The sequence below is a fragment of the Novipirellula galeiformis genome (genome assembly GCF_007860095.1).
GTDB classification, from domain to species: domain Bacteria; phylum Planctomycetota; class Planctomycetia; order Pirellulales; family Pirellulaceae; genus Novipirellula; species Novipirellula galeiformis.
Map to the genome: position 1 here is coordinate 97271 of NZ_SJPT01000012.1, position 20682 is coordinate 117952.

Annotated in this window: 18 protein-coding genes; 8 read left to right on the plus strand and 10 right to left on the minus strand. The window is 54.8% G+C overall.

What is annotated here, in order from left to right; translation table 11 throughout:
- Positions 1-298: 298 nt before the first annotated feature.
- Positions 299-1114: an enoyl-ACP reductase FabI gene (locus Pla52o_RS23910; protein ID WP_146597152.1), complete on the minus strand. Its 816-nt coding sequence runs from the start codon at positions 1112-1114 to the stop codon at positions 299-301.
- Between the two features lie 175 nt (positions 1115-1289).
- On the opposite strand from Pla52o_RS23910, the gene Pla52o_RS23915 reads away from it, so the two are divergent.
- Together Pla52o_RS23915 and Pla52o_RS23920 are read left to right on the plus strand one after the other, a co-directional pair.
- The gene (locus tag Pla52o_RS23915; RefSeq protein ID WP_146597153.1) at positions 1290-3326 is read left to right on the plus strand and encodes a sigma-54-dependent Fis family transcriptional regulator; all 2037 of its coding nucleotides are present in this window, start codon (positions 1290-1292) and stop codon (positions 3324-3326) included.
- Between the two features lie 362 nt (positions 3327-3688).
- Entirely contained in the window at positions 3689-4462 is a 774-nt protein-coding gene (locus tag Pla52o_RS23920; protein ID WP_146597154.1) for an alpha/beta hydrolase, read from the plus strand.
- 41 nt (positions 4463-4503) lie between these two features.
- On the opposite strand, the gene Pla52o_RS23925 is transcribed toward Pla52o_RS23920, so the two are convergent.
- Positions 4504-5010, minus strand: coding sequence for a hypothetical protein (locus Pla52o_RS23925; protein WP_146597155.1), 507 nt, complete (start codon positions 5008-5010; stop codon positions 4504-4506).
- Between the two features lie 517 nt (positions 5011-5527).
- Between Pla52o_RS23925 and Pla52o_RS23930 the strand changes: the two genes are divergently transcribed.
- The 3 genes from Pla52o_RS23930 to Pla52o_RS23940 all read left to right on the plus strand — a co-directional run bounded on the left by Pla52o_RS23930 (position 5528) and on the right by Pla52o_RS23940 (position 7087).
- Positions 5528-6079 (plus strand): DinB family protein, encoded by a 552-nt coding sequence (locus Pla52o_RS23930; protein WP_146597156.1) that lies wholly within the window; start codon positions 5528-5530, stop codon positions 6077-6079.
- A gap of 68 nt (positions 6080-6147) precedes the next feature.
- Positions 6148-6633: a hypothetical protein gene (locus Pla52o_RS23935; protein ID WP_146597157.1), complete on the plus strand. Its 486-nt coding sequence runs from the start codon at positions 6148-6150 to the stop codon at positions 6631-6633.
- Positions 6634-6640: 7 nt separating this feature from the next.
- Positions 6641-7087, plus strand: coding sequence for a DUF4112 domain-containing protein (locus Pla52o_RS23940; RefSeq protein WP_231612623.1), 447 nt, complete (start codon positions 6641-6643; stop codon positions 7085-7087).
- 91 nt (positions 7088-7178) lie between these two features.
- On the opposite strand, the gene Pla52o_RS23945 is transcribed toward Pla52o_RS23940, so the two are convergent.
- The 4 genes from Pla52o_RS23945 to Pla52o_RS23960 form a co-directional block, all read right to left on the minus strand.
- Positions 7179-8159, minus strand: a complete 981-nt coding sequence (locus Pla52o_RS23945) for a type II secretion system F family protein (RefSeq protein ID WP_146597158.1) — start codon at positions 8157-8159, stop codon at positions 7179-7181.
- Between the two features lie 123 nt (positions 8160-8282).
- Positions 8283-9251, minus strand: a complete 969-nt coding sequence (locus Pla52o_RS23950) for a type II secretion system F family protein (protein ID WP_146597159.1) — start codon at positions 9249-9251, stop codon at positions 8283-8285.
- A gap of 191 nt (positions 9252-9442) precedes the next feature.
- Complete coding sequence (locus Pla52o_RS23955; RefSeq protein ID WP_146597192.1) at positions 9443-10762, minus strand: CpaF family protein; 1320 nt, start codon at positions 10760-10762, stop codon at positions 9443-9445.
- A 634-nt stretch (positions 10763-11396) separates the two neighbouring features.
- Positions 11397-13391, minus strand: a complete 1995-nt coding sequence (locus Pla52o_RS23960) for a M13 family metallopeptidase (protein ID WP_146597193.1) — start codon at positions 13389-13391, stop codon at positions 11397-11399.
- Between the two features lie 532 nt (positions 13392-13923).
- Here Pla52o_RS23960 and Pla52o_RS23965 point away from each other — a divergent pair.
- Complete coding sequence (locus Pla52o_RS23965) at positions 13924-14589, plus strand: protein-L-isoaspartate(D-aspartate) O-methyltransferase (RefSeq protein WP_146597160.1); 666 nt, start codon at positions 13924-13926, stop codon at positions 14587-14589.
- A gap of 245 nt (positions 14590-14834) precedes the next feature.
- On the opposite strand, the gene Pla52o_RS23970 is transcribed toward Pla52o_RS23965, so the two are convergent.
- The 3 genes from Pla52o_RS23970 to Pla52o_RS27975 form a co-directional block, all read right to left on the minus strand.
- Entirely contained in the window at positions 14835-15161 is a 327-nt protein-coding gene (locus tag Pla52o_RS23970) for a hypothetical protein (RefSeq protein ID WP_146597161.1), read from the minus strand.
- Between the two features lie 688 nt (positions 15162-15849).
- On the minus strand, positions 15850-17370 hold the full coding sequence (locus Pla52o_RS23975; RefSeq protein WP_146597162.1) for a hypothetical protein: 1521 nt from the start codon (positions 17368-17370) through the stop codon (positions 15850-15852).
- A gap of 43 nt (positions 17371-17413) precedes the next feature.
- On the minus strand, positions 17414-17563 hold the full coding sequence (locus Pla52o_RS27975; protein WP_197169471.1) for a DUF1559 family PulG-like putative transporter: 150 nt from the start codon (positions 17561-17563) through the stop codon (positions 17414-17416).
- 326 nt (positions 17564-17889) lie between these two features.
- Between Pla52o_RS27975 and Pla52o_RS23985 the strand changes: the two genes are divergently transcribed.
- Complete coding sequence (locus Pla52o_RS23985; RefSeq protein ID WP_146597163.1) at positions 17890-18504, plus strand: SDR family NAD(P)-dependent oxidoreductase; 615 nt, start codon at positions 17890-17892, stop codon at positions 18502-18504.
- 336 nt (positions 18505-18840) lie between these two features.
- On the opposite strand, the gene Pla52o_RS23990 is transcribed toward Pla52o_RS23985, so the two are convergent.
- Complete coding sequence (locus tag Pla52o_RS23990; protein ID WP_146597164.1) at positions 18841-19350, minus strand: hypothetical protein; 510 nt, start codon at positions 19348-19350, stop codon at positions 18841-18843.
- 945 nt (positions 19351-20295) lie between these two features.
- On the opposite strand from Pla52o_RS23990, the gene Pla52o_RS23995 reads away from it, so the two are divergent.
- Positions 20296-20532 carry a hypothetical protein gene (locus Pla52o_RS23995; protein WP_146597165.1) on the plus strand — a complete coding sequence of 79 codons (237 nt, stop codon included), beginning with the start codon at positions 20296-20298 and terminating at the stop codon, positions 20530-20532.
- Positions 20533-20682 lie beyond the last annotated feature (150 nt).

The following is a 20682-nucleotide window of genomic DNA, read 5'->3' on the forward strand; positions in this document are numbered from 1 at the left end:
TCACTGTTACTGTCGCGGTCGTGTCACTGTCGCGGTCGTGTCACTGTCGCGGTCGTGTCATTGTTGCGGTCATGTCATTGTTGCGGTCATGTCATTGTTGCGGTCATGTCGGTCGCGGTCATGTCGGTCGCGATCCGCTGCGGGGGGAGCCTTTCGAAAGGTTGGGCACCGCGTCGTGTGCTCCGCCCCATTGCGAATCTCCCGGGCCGTTTCAAATCGACTTGTCCCGTTTCGAATCTGCTGGGCCCGCGTCGCAGGCCCGTTGTCTCTGCAACTGCCGTTATTTCTGCAACTGCCGTTATTTCTGCAATTGATCGAGCAATCGTCCTGGGCTGCCCATGGCGTGATAGCCGCCATCGACGTGCAGAATATCGCCGGTGATTCCGTTGCTAGCGTCACTCAGTAAGAACGCGCCGGTGTTGCCGACTTCCTCGTGGGTCACATTGCGTCCCATCGGGGCCATGTGTTCGTACATGGTGAGCATTTTTTCGACCCCGGCGGCCCGTCCGGCTAGGGTGCGAATGGGGCCGGCCGAAAGTGCGTTCACTCGCACTCCCTGAGGCCCCATATCGTAGGCGAGGTAGCGTACCGTGGCGTCCAGGGCTGCTTTGCAGATCCCCATGACGTTGTACCCAGGCACACACTTTTCCCCCCCAAAGTAGGTCATAGTGGCTATCGATCCCCCCGGGTTCATGATAGGCTTAGCAGCGTTTGTGCATGCGATCAAAGTGTAGACACTCACATCCATTGCGAGTTTGAATCCCGCACGACTTGTCTCGACGGTGTCGCGAGCGAGGTCGTCTCGGTCCGCAAATGCAATGGAATGCAGCATGAAATCGATTTTGCCGAATTGTTCCGCAGTGTGTTCAAAAACACTGCGGACATCGTCGTCGTTTTGCGCGTCCATGGGGACGAGAAACTTGGCGTTCTCGTACTTGTCCGTTAATTGCGAGACGCGTCGGCGGTTGCGTTGTCGTTCGTCATCCGCCCGATCGGGCAGGTGCGTAAACCCACATTCACCGCCTTGTTCCATAATTTGTTTTGCGATGGCCCAGGCGATCGAATGATCGTTCGCCACACCCAAAATCAGACCTTTTTTGCCAGTGAATTGCATCGTCTCATATTCCTAAAAAAACTTAGCGGTCACTCTTGGAGACCGTGTTACGCAAAGATCGCATCAAGAAGTTCACGCGATCGAATGTTCGCGCCGATTGGCGACGAGGGCCTAGGATAACGCGTTAGTACCATGCTCGTCTATTTGCCTTACTGCAGAGGAGGGAAACCTTTCGATGACCGAGTTGCCTGTGATGAATAAAATCGAAGAAATCGAAGTTGGCTTGTCGTTTGAGATATTGAAGGCTCTGCAAGCTCCATTCTCTCGCAAAGAGTTCCTGCAATCCGTCCTGCCGACGCTGCTGCGTTCGACGGGGGGGGCATTTGGTGGTCTGGTGAGTCAGCGAAGCGGCGCATGGGCTGTGGAGTGCTGGGTGGGCGAAAAACGGCCTTTTCCCAGTGAATTGGTGGGGGAAAGCTTCGACCGCAGCGGTCCCATTTCCGCCAATGGTTGGGTTGCGGTCGCGTTAACGCGTTCGCCCCATCGTGGCGATACGCCTAGTGAAGCCTCGCCCGCATCGGCCTTGGTGCTGCGTCTCTCGGATGCTTCGGGGGATTACGAATCCGCGAAAAACGTCGCTCGGATCCAATCCGCTGCCAATCTGCTTTCGGCGGCGCTGCAACGCGTCGACGCCCATGACCGCAACGTGCGTCGCATTGAACAATTGTCCGCCGTGCTCCGCGCCGCGGCCCAGTGGCAACAACTCGACGATGACGAAGCCCTGTTACAGCGGATCGCGGATACCGCAACGAAACTGCTTCATTGCGAGCGCGCCAGTATCTTTTTATGGGATCGGCGTCGCAAGAAATTGATTGGTCGACCCGCCCTGGGGGTCGAAGGCAAGCCGCTCGAAGTCGATGACCAAGCGGGCGTGGTCGGCGAAGTGCTCCGCTCTGGTGAAGCGAAACTTTGGAATACCAACAGTGATGATGACGAAGCTCGCGTCAATCGCAGCGTCGACCAATCACTCGAATTCCAGACCCATTCGCTCGTTGCCGTTCCGATGAGCAACCCGAGCAATCCGGTGGTGCACGCAGGATCAATCACCAACGCTAACGCCGTGGGGCGTGCCGATTTGATCGGCGTATTTGAAGCGATCAATCACCGCAGCGGCGCGTTCGATCATCTGGACATGGCCGTCTTGTCCGACTTGGCGCTGCATGCCGCAGCGGCGATTCGCAGCATGCAAACGCGCAAGTCGTTGACGGTTTCGCGAGACCGATTGGTGAACGACGCTGCCTCGGCAACGCAATTGATTGGCAATCATCCCTCGATTGACCAAGTTCGCAAAAATTCCCAGAAAGTGGCCGCAACGGATCTCACCGTCCTCGTCTTGGGCAGCAATGGCACCGGCAAGGAAGTGCTCGCGCGACACATCCACTATGAAAGCAATCGCCGAAGTGGCCCCTTCGTCGCAGTCAACTGTGCCGCATTGGTCGAGTCGCTGCTCGAAAGCGAGTTGTTCGGTCATGAGAAAGGTTCCTTTACCGACGCCAGCCAAACTCGCGTGGGAAAATTCGAGCTCGCTCATGGAGGAACGCTGTTCCTCGACGAGGTGGGCGATATGAGTTCGGGGGGCCAGGCGAAGCTGCTGCGAGTGCTCGAAGAGAAAGTGGTGGTCCGCGTGGGCGGCTCGCAAACCATTCCGGTCGATGTACGCGTCATCGCAGCGACCAATCAACCACTCGAACAACGCATTGTCGAAAAGCGATTTCGGGAGGATTTGTTCTTTCGCTTGAATGTCGTTTCGTTGACCTTGCCTTCGCTATCAAAACGGGGAGACGATATTTTGTTGCTTGCCGAGCACTTCCTCGAACACTTTTCCTATCAGATCGGTCGGGCGATTCCCCAGTTTGATGCACTGGCAAAACAGAGGATGTTGTCACACCCATGGCCTGGAAACGTGCGGGAATTGCGAAACACGATGGAGCGTGTCTGCTATCTGTGCAGTGAGGACACGATTTCGGCGGAAGATTTGATGCTAGGTGGAAACGCGGCATTGTCGTCGAACGCGAGCCGGGAATCATCGTTTTTGAGCAATGCTCCGGAGACGCTTTCGGATGCGACGCGAATTTATCAAGTCGCTCACATCGAACGGGCGATCGAGATTTGTCGCGGCAATATGACCGAAGCCGCCGAGCGTCTGGGACTGCACCGCTCTAACCTGTATCGAAAAATGCGTCAACTTGGCATGCCCACTTCAGGCGAGTAGCGATGCAAGCGGGCCGTGCTTCGATGCGCCCGTGCTTCGATGCGCCCCGTGATTCGACTCGCCCGTGATTTTTCCACACGCCCCTGGTTCAACGTGAATTCGCGAGCGCAAGTGCCGCCCGTGCAGGGGCTACGGCGCGATCGCGGCCAAGCGGCTTGAGGTGCCGCTGCGCCCACCGCCTTTCCATTCATTCTCGGATCGCCTAAAAACTGGGCCTCGGAAGCGTAGCGGAAGTCGCACCGACTTTGGTTACGTCGTTTAAATCCCCCTAAATTGCGGCCGAACTTGCGCTCAGCGAGAACCCTTGCTGAGTTGCCTAAGTTCCGCCCACAGCAAGATCGCAGATTGAATTCAAGTTTGTCATGCAAGAACCACGTCACTCGCGTTACGGATCACTGGACTGCATTGTCGTCGATGGAGGCGTGTCCCCCAAAATTCTCGTAGTCCTTTGCCACGGTTACGGAGCACCCGGCTCGGACCTCGCTTCGCTCGCGTTTGAATGGGGCTCGTTGTTGGGCGATGACGTTGGCGATTTCCGCTTTGTCTTTCCTGCGGCCCCGCAAACGCTTGCCGAATTCGGTATGCCCGATGGGCGAGCTTGGTGGCCGATCAATATGGCTCAGCTGGCCCAGCTCGTTCAATCGTCTAAGTTCAGCGAATTGCATGACGCGGAACCACCGGGAATCAACGAGGCCCGCGACATCCTGTGCGAAAGTATCGCGGCGATGAAAGCGGACATGCCAACGCCAACGGTGCCGCTGGTTCTAGGTGGTTTTTCGCAAGGCGCCATGTTGGCGCTCGATACCGCGCTGCGAGGTGAAGTGGATCCGCCGGCAGTCTTGATCCTGTTCTCAGGAACCCTGATTTGCCAATCCCTCTGGGAACCCGTCTTGAAGCGACTGAGTGAGACCCGCGTCTATCAATCTCACGGTACCCTTGATCCCGTCCTGCCCTTCTCTAGCGCAGTGGAATTGTCGCAATTGCTTACCGAAACGGCCAGCAAAATCAAGTTTCATCGCTTCCGTGGCGGGCACACCATCGATGGCGATTCGCTCGAGCAAACCGCGTTATGGATGAAAGACATCAAGGACGTCGAGGCTCTTGAAGGCCATCTTGAAGGTCATGAAGATGCCTAAGGCAACAATCGCAGCGTGCCTTTGTGTCCGCGTTATCGGCATCAAAAGTCATATCCCATGCTCGAACTGCTGCCGTCCGGAATCCAGTTGATCAAGGGGCGATGACACGCATCACGCAGAGTCCAACGGCATACAAGCGAGGGGATGAGCAATTCGCAATGCGTTGCCATCGAAACGACCGCCAAGTTGTACGACGTCATCGCGGCATGAGCCTTTTCTTGCGCCTGCGACAATCCCTGGACGCAACCCTGAATCGTTGCCCGGCTGATCACGTCGGCGTCGTCTTGAATCTTTTTCTGCAACTGAATCGATGTGACCAGCAACTTGCACTGCTCGTCGGCTAAGATGCGAGCCGTGGCTCGGTTGGAGGTGTCCAAACGCAATTCCCGCAGCGCGTTTGCTGACTTTTCGTAGGCATCGGCAAGTTGAATTTGCCTTGCGCTTTCGAAGTTTTTGGGCAATGCATCGAGAAGATGCCCGACAATCAAATGCTCTCTCGAAATGGCTTCGATAAGATTCTCCAAAGCAAGGTCGCAATGGCGTCGCATCTTTGAAATCGTTCGGCGCCCCTGAACCGTCACAGCGATAGAGACCACTAGTAATATTGCAAATAAAAATGCAATGATTTGAATCACAAAGGCCTCTCGTGGTTTTAGGTCTCGATGTTAACTCCTCTGTGGATCGGATTTTAATCCACTGGCTTGTCAATCAAGGGGCGGTCGTTTTACATGGACCGACCCAATCTGAGGGAATAACTCCGTTGTTTTTTAATCTCTGCCTCACCTGCCTCCTCGGCCCCGTAGGTTGCGTCGCAGCAGAGCGATTCGCGTCGCGCGGCAGGGCAGAGGAGGCAGAGGAGGCTGTTCTTTTCCAGCCATTCTAAAAGTTGTATCTTACATGCCGTTTTTGAAACTCCTAGCCCCAGCTTGAATTAGCGGGATTTTCAGCTATCCGTTCCGTTGCGATGAATCGACTTTCATGGCTCGAATGAGACTATAATCCGTTCACCGTTTGCTTCGTCGCTCCTTTCTCACTCGCTCATTAACCTGCATCACACGAACCCGCATGACACGAATCTCAAGCCGGCGGCCGACGCACGATGAAACGACCTCGACCTACCAACGGGAACTGATCCAGCGTGTTCCGGGTGACTGCGTCCTGCAGGCACTCGACCGGCAATTGCATTGCATTGCGGAGCTTGGTAGCAGTATTTGCGCAGATCAGACCGACAAGATTCATCCTCCGTATGGTTGGTCGATTCGCCAAGTGGTTGAGCATTGTGCCAATGGCGAGCGTATTTTTGGCTATCGCATCCTCTGTTTTGCGGCAGGCGATTCGACGGCGTTGCCCGGATGGGATGAAAACGCGTATGCGGACAGCCGTTTCGGGCTGGGAAAGTTCATCCAAATCGTCGACGAACTTACGGCGCTTCGCCAGGCCAACATGGCCCTGTTGAGACGGATTACCCCCAGTGCATGGGATCGCTCTGGGGTCGCAGACCAACAAACCGTCACCGTGCGCGCCCTCGCATGGCTCACAGCGGGGCATCTCCAGCACCATCTCGAGATCGTCGCCAAGCGCTGTAAGGTCTCGCTCCGATTGAGTGATTCCATGTAGTTTCGAGTAAACGCTTCATTCCGGAAACTTCGATGCCGCTTCAAACTCGATCTTGTTGGACACGGTTCATGATCACCCTCTTGGTTCTCGTTTTCGGATTGCCGCTGTGGGCCAGCGGGGACGATTTTGCCATCACGATGCAAAAGCGGTGTGAGCAAAGCGAAATCCAACAGAGTGATCAAAAACTAGAGATCAAAATCCACTCATCCTTCGGGATCGGGCGAATCAAAGTGGAGCGGAGGTGCCCAAGCACGTCTTGGCCCGAGACAATCGTTTTGCAGATTCAATACGAAGCGGGGAAACCACTCAAAGAGCTCGAAGGTTTCACCCTCCGCGGCGAAAAGTTGCTGATCACCGGATCTCGCAACACCGGCGGTCAGATGGATCAATTTGGCTTGGCCGAGGATCAGACCTCATTCCAAGACAAACCCTCCGGTAAAGCCAATATTCGCGTCGATCGCACGAATGAAACGATGCGAATTGTGATCCCTGGAAAATTGCTCGCCGATGAGGTTAGCCTGGAAATCCAGTGGGTCGATTACTACCGCTCTTAAGTGAGCAATGGCCGTCATTGGATTGGCCCGCTCCTTTGGCTTGGCTGGCAAAAACTCGATGCCCGATTCAAAGAAACTCGATCCTACGAAGCATCCCGACTTGGCAAAACTAGAGCGTTTTGCTTCGCTGTTGGATGATCGATTCCACATCCCCGGCACCAAGATCCGTTTCGGCTTGGATAATGTCATCGGGCTGATTCCAGGAGTGGGAGATGCTGCGTCGGCTCTCACGCACAGCTATTTGTTCTGGAGTGCGTTCCAGCTTCGCGTTCGGAAGCGCATCTTAGGAAAGATGCTGTTCAACGCGCTGGTCGATTTGATTGGGGGAGCGGTTCCCGTGGCTGGAGACATTTTTGATGTCTATTGGAAAAGCAATCGCCGCAACGCTACGCTGATTCGTCGTGAGCTTCAGACCCAGGCGCGATTGCGTCGTGGGCGCGGCCCTGCGGCATGATGGGCGCCGAAGGGATGGCGGCCTCGAGAGCCGGGTGCCGCCCCGAAGCATTCCGCGGCGAACCAGGTCGCCGTCATCTGCGACGCGGATCTTACTGGCTAAGCATGTTGCGATACATGCTGATTCCCGCAGGGCCAACGAGGACCACGAAGATGCCAGGGAAAATGAACAAAACCAGCGGGAAAATCATTTTCACAGCGGTCTTGGCTGCTTTTTCTTCCGCGATTTGCCGACGTTTGGTTCGCATCGAGTCACTTTGGATCCGCAGTGCTGCTCCTACGCTCGAACCAAACTTGTCGGCTTGAATCAAGATCGATGCCAATTGCTTCAAATCATCGACGCCGCTTCGTTGTCCGAGCGCGTGGAGGACTTCGCTTCGGGGGCTACCGAATTGCAGTTGTTGGTTCGCCACGTTGAACTCTTCACCAATTTGGCGGTGGCTCTTTTTCATCTCTTCGGAGACTTTGCGAAGCGCTTGATCCATTCCCAAGCCTGCCTCCACACAGACCACCATCAAGTCCAATGCGTCGGGTAGCCCGAGGAAGATTTGCTCTTTGCGTTTCTTGGCGAGGTGTCCGAGTACAAATTTGGGAATCAAGAAGCCAAGCACCAAGCCGCCCAGCAATTTCACCAGCAAGCCTTGAGTCAGGCCGTCGGTGAAAATCCCTAGCACCCCTCCGAAAAACAACCCGATACATGCGACGATCAACTGGACTCCCTTGAATACCACTGGGGCGGTTTCGCGTCGGAAACCGGCATTCATGAGTTCGACTCGCAGCGCGCCCATCTCTTTTTCGGTGCCCGTCACCGTATCCTTGAGCGGTGAGGTTGCCTTTTCGAGCGCGGCAGCGAGTTTGTCACTCTTGTCGCGTTTTTTGTCGGCATCGGAAAGTTCGACCTTCGCGCCCCGGGCGCTGCGCATCGCATCAAGGCGTGCTTCAGCGCGAGGCTTGTTATCGCCGCTAACACGGCCCAACACGACCCAGGCAACCGCAGTGACGGCGAGGAAAATCGCGATCGATGTCACCGTCACGGGATCAAGTGCGAAGGCCAGAATCGTGGATGTGTTCATGATAAAAGTTCCTGACAGAACTCGTTCAACGAGATGAAGGATGCGAGTGGAGTGGGTGACAGGTGTGTTTGGAAGCCAGGGGAAGCATGCGGTCCCGCCGTGCGGGTTGCACCTTCATCAAGGCTAGACTTTGATCGTGATGATTTTCTTGATCATCAATGCACCAATTAACTGGGTGACGAGCGCCCCGCCGAGCATGTAGCGTCCATACTCGTCGGTGAATAGCATCATCACGTATTCGTAGTTCAGTTTTAGCATTACCAGAAACAAGACTGGTGGCAGGGCCAGCAGCACCGCACCACTCATTCGCCCTTCCCCGGTCAAGGCTTGGATTTGCCCTTGGATTTGCAGTCGTTCGCGAACAAGGTGACTGATCTTGTCCAAAATTTCGGCCAAGTCACCGCCCGTTTGTCGTTGCAAAATGACCGCGGTTGCAAAGAAGCGAAGGTCCATATTGGGCACGCGGGCTGCCATCCCTTCGATGGCTTCCTCGAGGGGAATGCCGAGATTTTGTTCTTCGTAGGCACGACCAAACTCGAGCGCCAACGGCTCTTCCATTTGTTTTGCAATCAAGTCGAAGCCGGCGTTCAGCGAGTGGCCGGCGCGAAGGGAGCGACTTAACAATTCGAGTGCTTCTGGCATCTGGTCGCCAAAACGGCCCAGACGTCGCTTGCGTTTGAACATCAGCCAACCGATGGGCAATGTCACAAACGCGCCGCCGACAAGCGGTGCCAATAAGATGGGCAATGGTGAGATCACCGTCGCCGCGATCCCACCCCCGAAGGCGGCGAGGCAAATCAAGACAAATTGCATCACCGTCATCTTGATGTCGGCTTGCTCGAGATAGTCGTTTAGCCCCGGGACTTCCCTCAACAACTTGGCAATCGGGTTCGTTGAGTTTTCGTCGCCATTGAGCAACAAAGACTTGAAGTCCGATTCGTTGCCGCCTTTCGCACCACGGCGCGAAGCCATTGCGGCGAGTCGGTCTTCTGCAGCCGTTGCATCGGAGCCGGGCATCATGACGTTAATAGCAAATGCAACCAACGATGCAACAAAGACACCCACGGCGACAATGATGACGATTCCGCTCATGACAGAAAAACTTTGATTCTCGAGGAAGTTTGTCGGGTGCCTCTCGCTGATGTTGGCGAGTTGGCACAGGAACACTCACTGACTCATATGCGCTTTCACCGACCGAGGTAAAGCGTTCAGATTTCGTAACCCGACGCATCGGCAACGGGACAAACCGTTCCACGACACGCCAGTGATTTTTCAGCGTTGGACTACGCGGGCATGATGACGCGTTCACGGAACGCACTGGCGGGCAAACGAACACCCGCCGATTCCAACTTGTCCATAAAGGAGGGGCGTACTCCGGTGCACTCAAAGTGACCGAACGCTTTCCCCTCTTCATTAATGCCCTTTTGGACATAACGGTAAATGTCTTGTAGGACGATGGTGTCTTGTTCCATGCCGACCACTTCGGTGATCGCCGTCACGCGACGCGGTCCTCCTTGCAAGCGGTTTGCTTGAATCAAGACATCAACGGCTCCTGAGATTTGTTGTCGAATCGCCTTGAGCGGCAAGTCGAATCCGGCCATCATGACGAGTGTTTCTAGACGGGCGACCGCATCGCGAGGCGTATTGGCGTGGACCGTCGTTAACGATCCATCGTGTCCCGTGTTCATCGCTTGCAACATGTCTAATGTCTCACCACCGCGACATTCGCCGATGATGATTCGCTCAGGACGCATCCGCAGTGCATTCTTGACAAGATCCGTTGCCGTTACCGCTCCAGAACCTTCGATGTTCGCGGGGCGTGTTTCCAATCGAACGACGTGGTCTTGTTGCAACTGCAACTCCGCCGCGTCTTCGATCGTGACGATACGGTCGTCATGGCCGATGAAGGAGGACAATGTGTTTAGCAGCGTGGTTTTACCCGAGCCCGTTCCGCCCGCAATGATCATGTTCAAGCGAGCCTTGATACAACCCTCAAGCAACATCACCATTTCAGGAGTGAATGCTTTGTAGTTCAGCAAATCTTCGAGTTTCAGTGGGTTGCTGCCGAAACGACGAATCGAAACGGCCGCACCATCAAGTGCCAGCGGGGGAATGATCGCATTCACACGCGAGCCGTCTTCCAAACGAGCATCCACCATCGGGGAAGTTTCGTCGACACGACGGCCTACCTTACTGACGATGCGGTCAATGATTTGCAACAGATGCTTGTTGTCACGGAACTCAACGTCCGTCTTCTGCATCTGGCCCCCTTTTTCGACGTAGATGTTCTTGGGGCCGTTGATCAGAATGTCACTGACCTTGGGGTCCTTTAGAATCAGCTCAAGTGGGCCAAGTCCGAGCACTTCATCGAGCACTTCGTCGATGATGCGATCACGCTCTTGACGGTTTAGGAGTGTGTCTTCCGCGTCACACAGGTGCTCGACAACAAGGCGGATTTCGCGGGTCAGCGTTTCGCCCTTCAACTCACCCACTCGGGAAAGGTCGAGTTTGTCGACCAGCTTGCCGTGGATACGTCGCTTGATCTCTTCGAATTGCTTCTGACGACTGACTTCAGGCTTGGCTGTTTGTGTACCAGATCGCATGGCTGGAAGTTCCCCGGTGAAAACGCAGACAATGTTTTGTTCGGCTTCGACTGCCATCCCTGTTTCCAAAACAAGGCTCAGATGCGAAGCGGCGTGCAGGGGGCATTCAATCAAACCGCCATCAGAGGATGGAAATCGGTGGTAGGGCAGACCTGGTGATCGAATGACCCACGAAAACATAGACCACGATTAAGGCACAGGTCGCCCAAACCGCACAAATTACTGTAGAAGAGTCGGGTGAGCGCAACTGTGCGGGGGTGATTCAGGATCACTCTTGCGTCGGCAGGCGAAGGAAGATTTCGGTCGTGCCGGATGCGATGGACAAGGATGGCGTCTGTTTTTTCTCAGCAAATCACAGCCCGACGCGTTCGTTTTGAAGTGGCGCGATTGCCGTTTTTCTCGGCAAATCATCACCCCAAACGCCATCGACGGACCGAGTTAAGATCGAGATTCCCTCGCTGGCGCTTCGGGTTGTGAAATCCACGCAATTTCAAAGCGAGTCAGCGAGGGCCCGCGTCAACCGCGAAATTCCCTCGCTGACACTTCGGGTTGTGAAATCCACTCAACTTCAACGCGAGGGTGATCAAAAACGCGTCACGTCAAAATGACCATCCTGCGGTGCCTGTCGAGCGAGCTACCAGATCCGTACGCGCTCTTCGGGTGCAAGGTACAAAGGATCGCTTGGCTTGACATCAAACGCCTTGTACCAGGCATCCATGTTACGCACGATCCCATTGACTCGATATTCACTGGGGCTGTGGGGATCCGTGACCAAGCGTTTCAGCAACTCTTGTTCGCGATACAAGCGACGCCAGATTTGAGCCCAGCCAAGAAAGAACCGTTGATCACCCGTCAATCCGTCGATCACGGGAGCTGCTTGGCCATCGAGGGAAAGGTGGTAGGCTTCATAGGCTAAACTCAAGCCACCCAAATCGCCAATGTTCTCGCCCAGCGTCAAGTCGCCGTTAACGAAGTTGCCTGTGACCGGTTCGAATTCGCTGTACTGTTTGGCCAGGATTGCAGCGCGGCGTTCAAACTCTTCGCGATCGCTCGGAGTCCACCACATTCGCAAGTTTCCATTGCCATCGTACTTGCTTCCCTTGTCGTCAAAACCATGGCTTAGCTCGTGACCAATTACGGCCCCGATCGCGCCGTAGTTCACGGCATCGTCAGCCGCCATGTTGAAAAACGGAGGTTGCAAGATCGCGGCCGGAAACACGATCTCATTCATCGTCGGGTTGTAATAGGCATTGATCGTTTGCGGGGTCATGTGCCACTCGTTTCGATCAATCGGGCCTCCCAGTTTTTCCAGTTCCCGTTGGTGCTCAAAATTCGCCGACGCGATCATGTTTGCCGCCAAGGAATCCGCATCGATACTCAGACTCGAATAGTCTTTCCACTCATCGGGATAGCCAATCTTGGTCGTGAACAAGCCTAGTTTCTCGATCGCTTGTTTCTTCGTTCCTGCGCCCATCCAATCACGTGACTCGATCCGTTTGGCGAACGCCCGCTTTAGGTTCTCGACTAATTCGTTCATCCGCAGCTTCGCTTCCGGCTTGAAGTGCCGTTCCACGTAGACTTGTCCGACGAGCTCGCCGAGTACCCCGCTCGTCGTGTTGACGGCGCGTTTCCACATTGGTTCCTGTTCCGTGATGCCGCTGATGGCGGTGCCATGGAACGCAAAATGGCGTTGCTCGAGCGTCTCGGTCAGTGTCGAAGCGTAAGCGTCGATCAAATGAAACTTTAAATACGCCTTCCATGCCGCCACGTCGGTTTGAGCAAACTGTTTCGCGAACGCGTCGATGTAGGTCGGTTGGCGAACGACAAATTTGTCTTGCTGCTCTAATCCGCAAGCATGGGCAAACGCCGTCCAATCAAAACTGCCCAATTGCTCGGCAAGCGACGCAGCGTTCATCGCGTTGTAGGTTTTCTCAGGATCGCGGTTTTCGGTCTTGCTCCATTGAGCCTCGGCGATCGCACGCTCGATCTCGTAAATACTCTCGACGTCGGAATCCGTCACCGATCCGGCTACGCTCAGCAGGTCGCGAATGTAATCCTTCAATTGCGCTCGCAGCGCGACGTAGCGAGGTTCATCCAAGAGGTAATAATCGCGATCCGGAAGCGACAATCCCGATTGAGTGACGTAGACCGTGTATTGGTCACTTTTCTTAGCATCCACGCTCACGTACAAGGCAACCGGACCGTAGACCCCGTTGCGTGAAAGGTTGCCCAGCAGGGTGGCGATGTCTTGTTTGGACTCGGCCTGGTCGATCATGCGGATGAAGGGAGCAATGGGCGTGATCCCCGCTTGGTTTCGAGCCTCGATATCGATCACGCTGCGGTACAAGTCGCCCACCTTTTGGGCCGCCGTGCCTTTGGCGTTCGTCTTTTCGGCTGACGCTTCGATTAACTCGCGAACCTGCTCTCGCGTCTGGTCATTTAGTACGGTGAAGATCCCATAGTCCGATTTGTCGCTCGGAATCGAGGTGTTTTCGAGCCATTTTTGGTTCGCGTATTCATAAAAGTTTTCGCCGGGCGTCACGCTCTCACTGAACAACGATTGATCGATCCCCGAAACGGCCGCAGTCGGCGTCGTCGCTGCGTCCTGGGCTGGAACCGTTGCGCTCATACCGAACAAGCATGCACCGGCCACAATGGAACTGAGTTTGAAGCGTATCAAGGGTGTCTCCGACAGAATTGAAAATTGAGGTGAGGCGTCGTCGTAGCAGCACAGCGGGTGACCACGTAGACCATGGATGATCGTGAAGTGCCGAGCCTACGAAACGCTGGGCATTCTATCTTATCCCAAAACGGTGGCGCTCATTATCCCCTGTGTATCATCCTCGCTCGGCCGGATCGCGATTTACGGGAGGGTGTTTGTAAAACAAATTGTCTTCCACCGTTGCCCCGTTCGTCCGCCCGTTCGTCCGCCCGTTCATCGTTGGGGGCGACCGTCGCCCTTGGTTGACACCGGTGCGGGCGATATGATTGACCTTGCCGGAGGAACAGGACGGGGGGAATTCCGCTTTTGCTAGCGTGGCTCAAGTGAAAGTCGTTTCACTGGCAGTCGATAGACTTCCGTCCGAGGCAGGCGTCTTGGGGGACTTTTGCGGTCCGAGAAAACCTGAGCCACCGCCCATGATCCTCCCCAGGATCTGATCATGAGTAACGTCGACTTTGATCGTCAACGCAATGAACTGGTTGAGACCGGGGTGTGCAGGCTCGGAGTTCGGGACGATGCCGTCTTGCAAGCGATGCGGTCGGTGCCGCGGGAAGAATTTGTCAGCGAAGCGATGCGTGAGTTTGCCTATCGCAATGCCCCGTTGCCGATCGGTTCGGGACAAACGATTTCACAACCGTTGATCGTGGCCTATATGGCGGAGGCGTTAGAGTTGACGGCCACCGATCGAGTGCTTGAAATCGGTGCAGGTTCGGGATACGCAGCTGCCGTCGTGTCGCGGATCGCCAAGGAAGTGTTTACGGTTGAACGTCATCGAGAGCTGGCCGACGCGGCTCGGTCGCGGCTGGAGCGACTTGGCTACGACAATGTTCATGTGCTGCACGCCGATGGCACCCTTGGCTGGCCCGAACACGCTCCATTTGATGCGATCGTCGTGTCCGCAGGTGCTCCGCGGGTACCGCCCGCTTTGTTGCAACAGCTGGTAATCGGAGGACGGCTTGTCATCCCCGTTGGGGATCAGCAGCATTGTCAAAAACTCATTCGCGTGACCCGCCGAGGCGAAGATGATTTTCAACACGAGCAGCTGACCGACGTCCGCTTTGTGCCGTTAGTCGGCGAAGCGGGCTGGGAGTCCACCGAGGAATAAACCGCCCGCCCCCGGTCGCAGCGTCTGTGACCTGCCGACGTGAAAAGGGTGACGCGAAAAAGGTGACGCGAAACACGGAGGTGATTTTCGCATGACAATGCGATGCTTCAGCGGTGCGCAGCGCATTCTGGAAAACGACGTGGGATTCAAACCGTAGCTGCGTTCGCTAGAACGGGGGCCATCGCGAACGCGACGGTAGCTACATCAATGATGAAGGTGTTGATTGCAAGAACGTGCAGGTGGGCCTATGGAAAGTGAGTCCAGACCGTTCTTGTCACGACAGCCAGAAAAATCACAAACGGAATATTGATTAAAAGCCATCGCTTGCGAGGTCGGACGATTAGTAGAGAGCCGGCGACGAATGAAATCAGTGTGATCGCAATTTGAAACACGAGAAATGTTCCCGGCGCTGGCGGGTTGTTGCGATTTACGTTAACGGCAGGCAGCAGCAAGAACAGTGCAATCACCCATACCGCCGCCATCCAAATTGGAAGCGACGATTTTTTGGCTGGCATCGGTGCTGCAGTGTCGCTCGGGTCGACGTTTGGTGCATGCGTTTGCGAAGCACTCATTTGGACGTGCCATTGAGATTGCAAAACCGGACATTGTTCATGCGATGGGTAGGTTGCCTAACGAACGATTCACTATCCGATTCGATCTTGTGAACCCCAAGCATACCAGTCAAAGCGAGACGTCGCTTCAACCCGCACGAGGTTCAGTAGCGACTTTCGTGAATGGAATCACCTTTCTACGACTGCATCGCTACTAAGCAGTTAGGCAGGAATGATTGGGTGAAATCCCATTAGCCGCTTGGGCGCAAGCCTGGGCTGCTAAAACTTTGGTATGGACGCCGAATTTGCTTGCTAGGCTTTCATTCCACGGGCTCGTTTCCATTGGGGCTCGTTTCCATTTACGCCAACGGCGTTAAACAACTTAGCCCAGGGCAAGGTCTTACGAGCATAGCGAGTAAGCCGCAGCCCTGGGTTGAGATTCCCCCGCGTCTTGCCCGTCGCAGCTCAGATTTTGGCGGCTCCGCCGCCAAAATCTGAGCTGCGACGGGCCGTTTTTTGGTCTCCAAGACCCAGGGTTGCAGCGAGACTGCCTGCGGCAATCTCGACTTTAACCCTGGGCTAGGTTGTTTGACGCCGTTGGCGTAAGGAAGAAATCCTGCGCACGCTCAAACATCCGCGACACCAACTTTTTAGCAGCCCAGCGTTAGCCCCGCTTGAACCGCTTGAACCGTGGCTAACGCCAAAACGGCTAATCTACCGAAAGACTCCGGCCTACCTGCTTAGCCGTTGATTTGGGAAATCGGAAGGCATATAGCTTTGTCCCGAATTGCAATTCGAAACGCAGACGGACTGGTTGCGCGGCAAGTTTGGAGAGGTCGCCATTTTCCCCCCACGTCACCTTCCAGTCGGTGGAATTGGCCGTATGGATACGGTCGCAGTCTTCCATCGCAAAGCCCGGCAACGGGTTGCCGGCCTCGTCTTGGATTTCAACCCGAGCCAATCCGATCGCCGACGTTTCGATATTCAAATTGAGAGTGTTGCCGTCAAAGTTCAGCGGCGGCGTCGTGAATTCTCCGCCAGCATATTCGGCCTCAACGCAGGTGAAGCCGTCCTTGCGTAGCACGACCCGGCTGAGTGTTGCGTGTTTCATGGCTTCGGCGTTTCCAGTGTGCGGGTCGTCGAAGCCGATGTAGTACATCCAGATCTCGTCGTCGACAACATGCATGCCACGAGACATATACATCGTTAGCGCATCGAAGCTGCCTGGTTTGCCCAACGCGATCCAAGGTTTGCGGTCGTAACGTTCCCAATTGATGCCATCGCGACTGGCATCAAGTTCCATGTCTTCGACGCCGCAGTTGTAGGTGAAGTGTGTTTTGCTCTTTGGGTACTTCGACATGTCGATTGGCAAATACCAATCCTCGTAAGAGCGATAGCGGCAATTGAACAGGAAATATGCGTCCTGCGCGTGCGGATACTGAACGACCTGGGGACAGTAGAAATCCATCACTTTCACGCCGCCGAAATTTGGGTCCTTGTCGTCGGGCTCCAAAACCACCTCTGGCATCGGAAACTTAGTCGGGTCGTCGCTGACAGCGCGACCGATGGTGCGGCGGGCGTACTTGTTTTCTCCACCGTATCGCTGTGTACCAAGTGTTTTGTAGTAAGGTACCCGCTCGGGCGGGCATTCGTAAATTTTGTTCACACGCACGTAAGCCACGTACTTGTTGATCCGAGTGTCATAGAAACAGACGTTTTGGCTGTCCATGCCATGTAGATACCGGGCCTGCTGAGGGAAGACGCTATTGCTGAGTGTCTTCCAGTCCGTACCGTCGGCGGAAGCCCGCATCATGTTTTGTAGGCCATCGAACAATTTGTAACGTTCGCTAGGCGGGGCCTTGGGGTCGACGAACATCGTGGCGCCGCTGAAGTAGGCGCCCAGGATATCGTCGGGCTCGGGTTGGGTAGCTCCCGACACTCTTCGCCAATTAACACCGTCCTTGGTCAAGGCACTCCACATGCGGAATTTACCATCGGGTTCGATTATCGAAGAGTAACCATCCAGGCTACCCACTAGGCACTTATCATTCGTCTTGATCGGCTTGCAGACTTCGATGCCGACGTTCTTGACCGATTCGAGATATCGCCCGTCGATAAATATCTGGTTGCGATCGCCGATGTGGATCGTTTCGCTATGGGACGACGAGCAGCAAAATGCTGCCGCGACGAGAATCATAGCGATGTAGCTTCCCACGAATTTGTTGCACATATCTAGAAGAAGTCCTCAGAGGGTCGTTGTTGATGCGAGTGCGTCATGTGCCAAGCATTTGCACGCCTTCAGAAGTGAGACCGCAGCTTAGTAGGGCCTTGGCACTTCGCCCGAAACGACCAAATGGAAACTTACGATGAGTATCGTGGTCGTTGTGCAGGGCGAGCCCGATCTGTTTCAGGTTGGTTGGCAGGTCGCATACAAGTTAAGCGAATCGAGGTGACATGTCGAATATTTTGGATCGGATGAGTGAGTTGGTTTGGTCCCGCGAGGGATCTTCGCAACCTAGATACCAGCAACTGCGAAACTACCAAGCTTCATAAATTGAATCCGGCGTTATAAAGACCGGTGCCGCTTTGCCTGCCGAGATCAACCACGCCCAGGTGTGACCCGTGTGACCCGGTCGGGGACAGCGCATGTTGCCTTTCTGCCGCGGCACGTTGGGTAGGGGCTACTCTGATCGTCAATGATCGCCCCGGAAGCCAAGATCTGAAGGCCACCGTTCAATAGCTTCGTGACCTGGGTGCCAATGTGAACGGTGTCGAAGCCGACGTCTTCACGCGCGCAGGCTGCGAACACTTGCTTTGCGAAGCGGTCAAGCAATCAGGTCCGGTCTACGGCCTCGTAAGCTGTCCCGCCTTTCAGAAAGTCTCTCCCTTTCTCGACCTGCTTCCGGATGACTTTGAAAAAGTGATTCAGGGAACCCTGTTCAGTAGTTTTCATATGAGCCAATTGGTGGCACGCCAGATGGTGGACGAAGGTGTTGCCGGCAAGCTTGTTTTTATCTCAAGCGTTCTCGCTCAACGGCCTATGGCTCAGAAGAGCGCTTACTGCGCAGCCAAAGCGGGCTTGAATCAATTGGCTAGAACAATCGCTGTCGAGCTGGCCAGTCATCGAATTAATGTCAACGTGATTGAGCCTGGCTGGATCGACACGCCTGGGGAACGAGAGGCGTTCACGCCGAAATTTTTCGAAGATGAAACGCCCAAGATGCCATGGGGAAGGCTGGGAACAGCTCAGGATATCGGTCGTGCGGCCACCTTCCTGATGTCGCCTGATGCCGACTATATCACGGGAACGGTCTTGCCAGTCGACGGAGCGTTTCGTTTTCGCGATGGACGCATGCTCGACTAAGCCAACCGATCTCGTGTGGACGGTAAATCACGTAACCCGGTTCAAGGCTTTTCGCTATTTGGGTCGAGTCCGGCTGTGGAACGCTTTTGTTGTTTTGTCTATTTGATGTGTGGGCTACAACGAACATCGACCCCACAGCGTTTTGGGCAACCTGGCCCCCAAAAAAATCTCTTCATCTGGCCGGGCGCGCCCGGCCAGATGAACCCTCGATTTTCTCACTGCGGTTGGTGCAGAAAAGGGGAGCAGGTCAGTTGCTTTCCCCTCATCTAAACTGTGAAGCGTCGATTCATAGTTGCGGTGCACTCGTTGGTTGGTTATCCGTCGATGCCCGCAGGTTCAGCGGGTGTCATTAGTAGGCACGGACTCCATTAAGCAGTTCTCAACGTGGAATGAGTCTATGGAATCTCCAAAGTGATACATCGTACGCCCGATAAACCACTCCAGGGCGGTGGCAAACCCCTTTGTAAGATCACGTTTGGAGATTCCACCAGCGTTCTTGCGGAGAATATCAACATTAGTGCCCTTTTCATCCCCAGTTGCATATGCAAGACAAAACACTTCGGGAAACTTATTGCGAAAGACTTCGAAGCGGTACTCACTTCGCTCTTTGTAGCCGCTTTCCTTGATTTCCGGTCCTACTGGATTCCGGCGGTCCTGATTGTGCGATCCGTCAGGCATCCATTCCCGGTAACCAGAGTTTTTCTGTGAAGTGACTTTCCCTCGTTTGTCTCGATAGAGCCTACTTGGGGCGGCGTCAATCGCTTCCAGGAACTTGTCGATGAAGCAATAGTCCGGTGAGTGCTGGAGTAGAATGCGAAATCCAATCGTTTCAGGCGGGCGTGACATAGGCTGGGGTCGAGCGAGAATTTCAATCGGATAACAAAGAAATTACACGGGTTTAAAACTGCATGAATTTTTAATCTCGGTTCTTGTTCGACAAATATAACCAGCTCGGTCCCGCAGGGGCAGCCTGACGCCCCTCGAAAACCATGGCAATGCTCCTTTCTTGCAAATTTGCACGAGAACGACTTGGCACATCCCCCCTTGAACTCCATTGCATTGGTGAGCACTCGCGCAGCCGTAGCAACGGGGAGCATTTGAGGGAGGACGCAGCCTGCTCGGCCTTTCCGTGGACCGCTTACGTCTTGCGTTGTGGTGCCAGCCACCGGAACACTGTTTTGCGCCATCGTCGTGCGATCGAGGTGCCCCAAAACTGCACTGCGAAATACCACGTATTGGGCTCGAGCTACTCAGTGGTAAGCGGGCGTTTTCGAAAGGAACTTGTCGACACTAACGCTTCGCAGTTGACGCAAGGTGCTCGGAGGGCGAAGTGGTAGTGAGCGATGGGAGGCTGGATCCGGGGCAGCCTGGGCATGAAAACCTTCGCCGCGTGACGCCGCCTCATGCTCTCCCTGTTGAACACCGAACACACGGATTGTTCCCGACGCAGGACTTCTATTCAGTTCGGGTTTTGCGTTATCCTTGCTCGTAATCTTTACCCGGATAGTTTCGGCTAACCCCGATCACGTTTCCAAGCCGGTCTTTCTCGAACGAGTAACAATCGCGAAGCATCGCTATTGATTTTTCTCCGCCTCGCTGTAATTGTGAGCAGAGGGACAAAGCTCTTTGTAGGAGGGCAATTGCGATGCGCAATCGAACTGAAACTGAGAATTAGCCTGGGGTGGCGTGGGTTTTGATCCAGAAGGTCGGGTGATAGGAGCGGGCGGCCGGCGAGGATAGTCCCGAAACGAAAAAACGTCAGTGGGTCATTGCTGGCCCACTGACGTTCTTGTGAGCGGTCGAGAAATTCATGACTTTTCAAAATGCACCCCCGGCAGGAATGACGCAACCATCGAAAACGCTGGTGAAACGGATGTTTCCGAAGCGGTGGGTGCAGTCTTGGGTGCAGCAAATGAAATCGACGATTCGCTTAGCGAATTGATCGCGATTTGGAGCAGCGTTTCGCCTGAGATAAGGCAAGCGATTCTTGCGATCGCTAGGCAGAGCACAAGCCGCAACGACGCCTAGGCCATGCGGGCTCTCGAACGTCACATGACACACGGCGGAGCAGCATTGTTTCATGCAGAGGCGAAAGGCTTTGAACGGATTCAAAGCTACTTCGCTCCACCAGGACTAGTAAAGCAACAAAATTGCTCAGAGCAATTGCTCTGAGCCGTG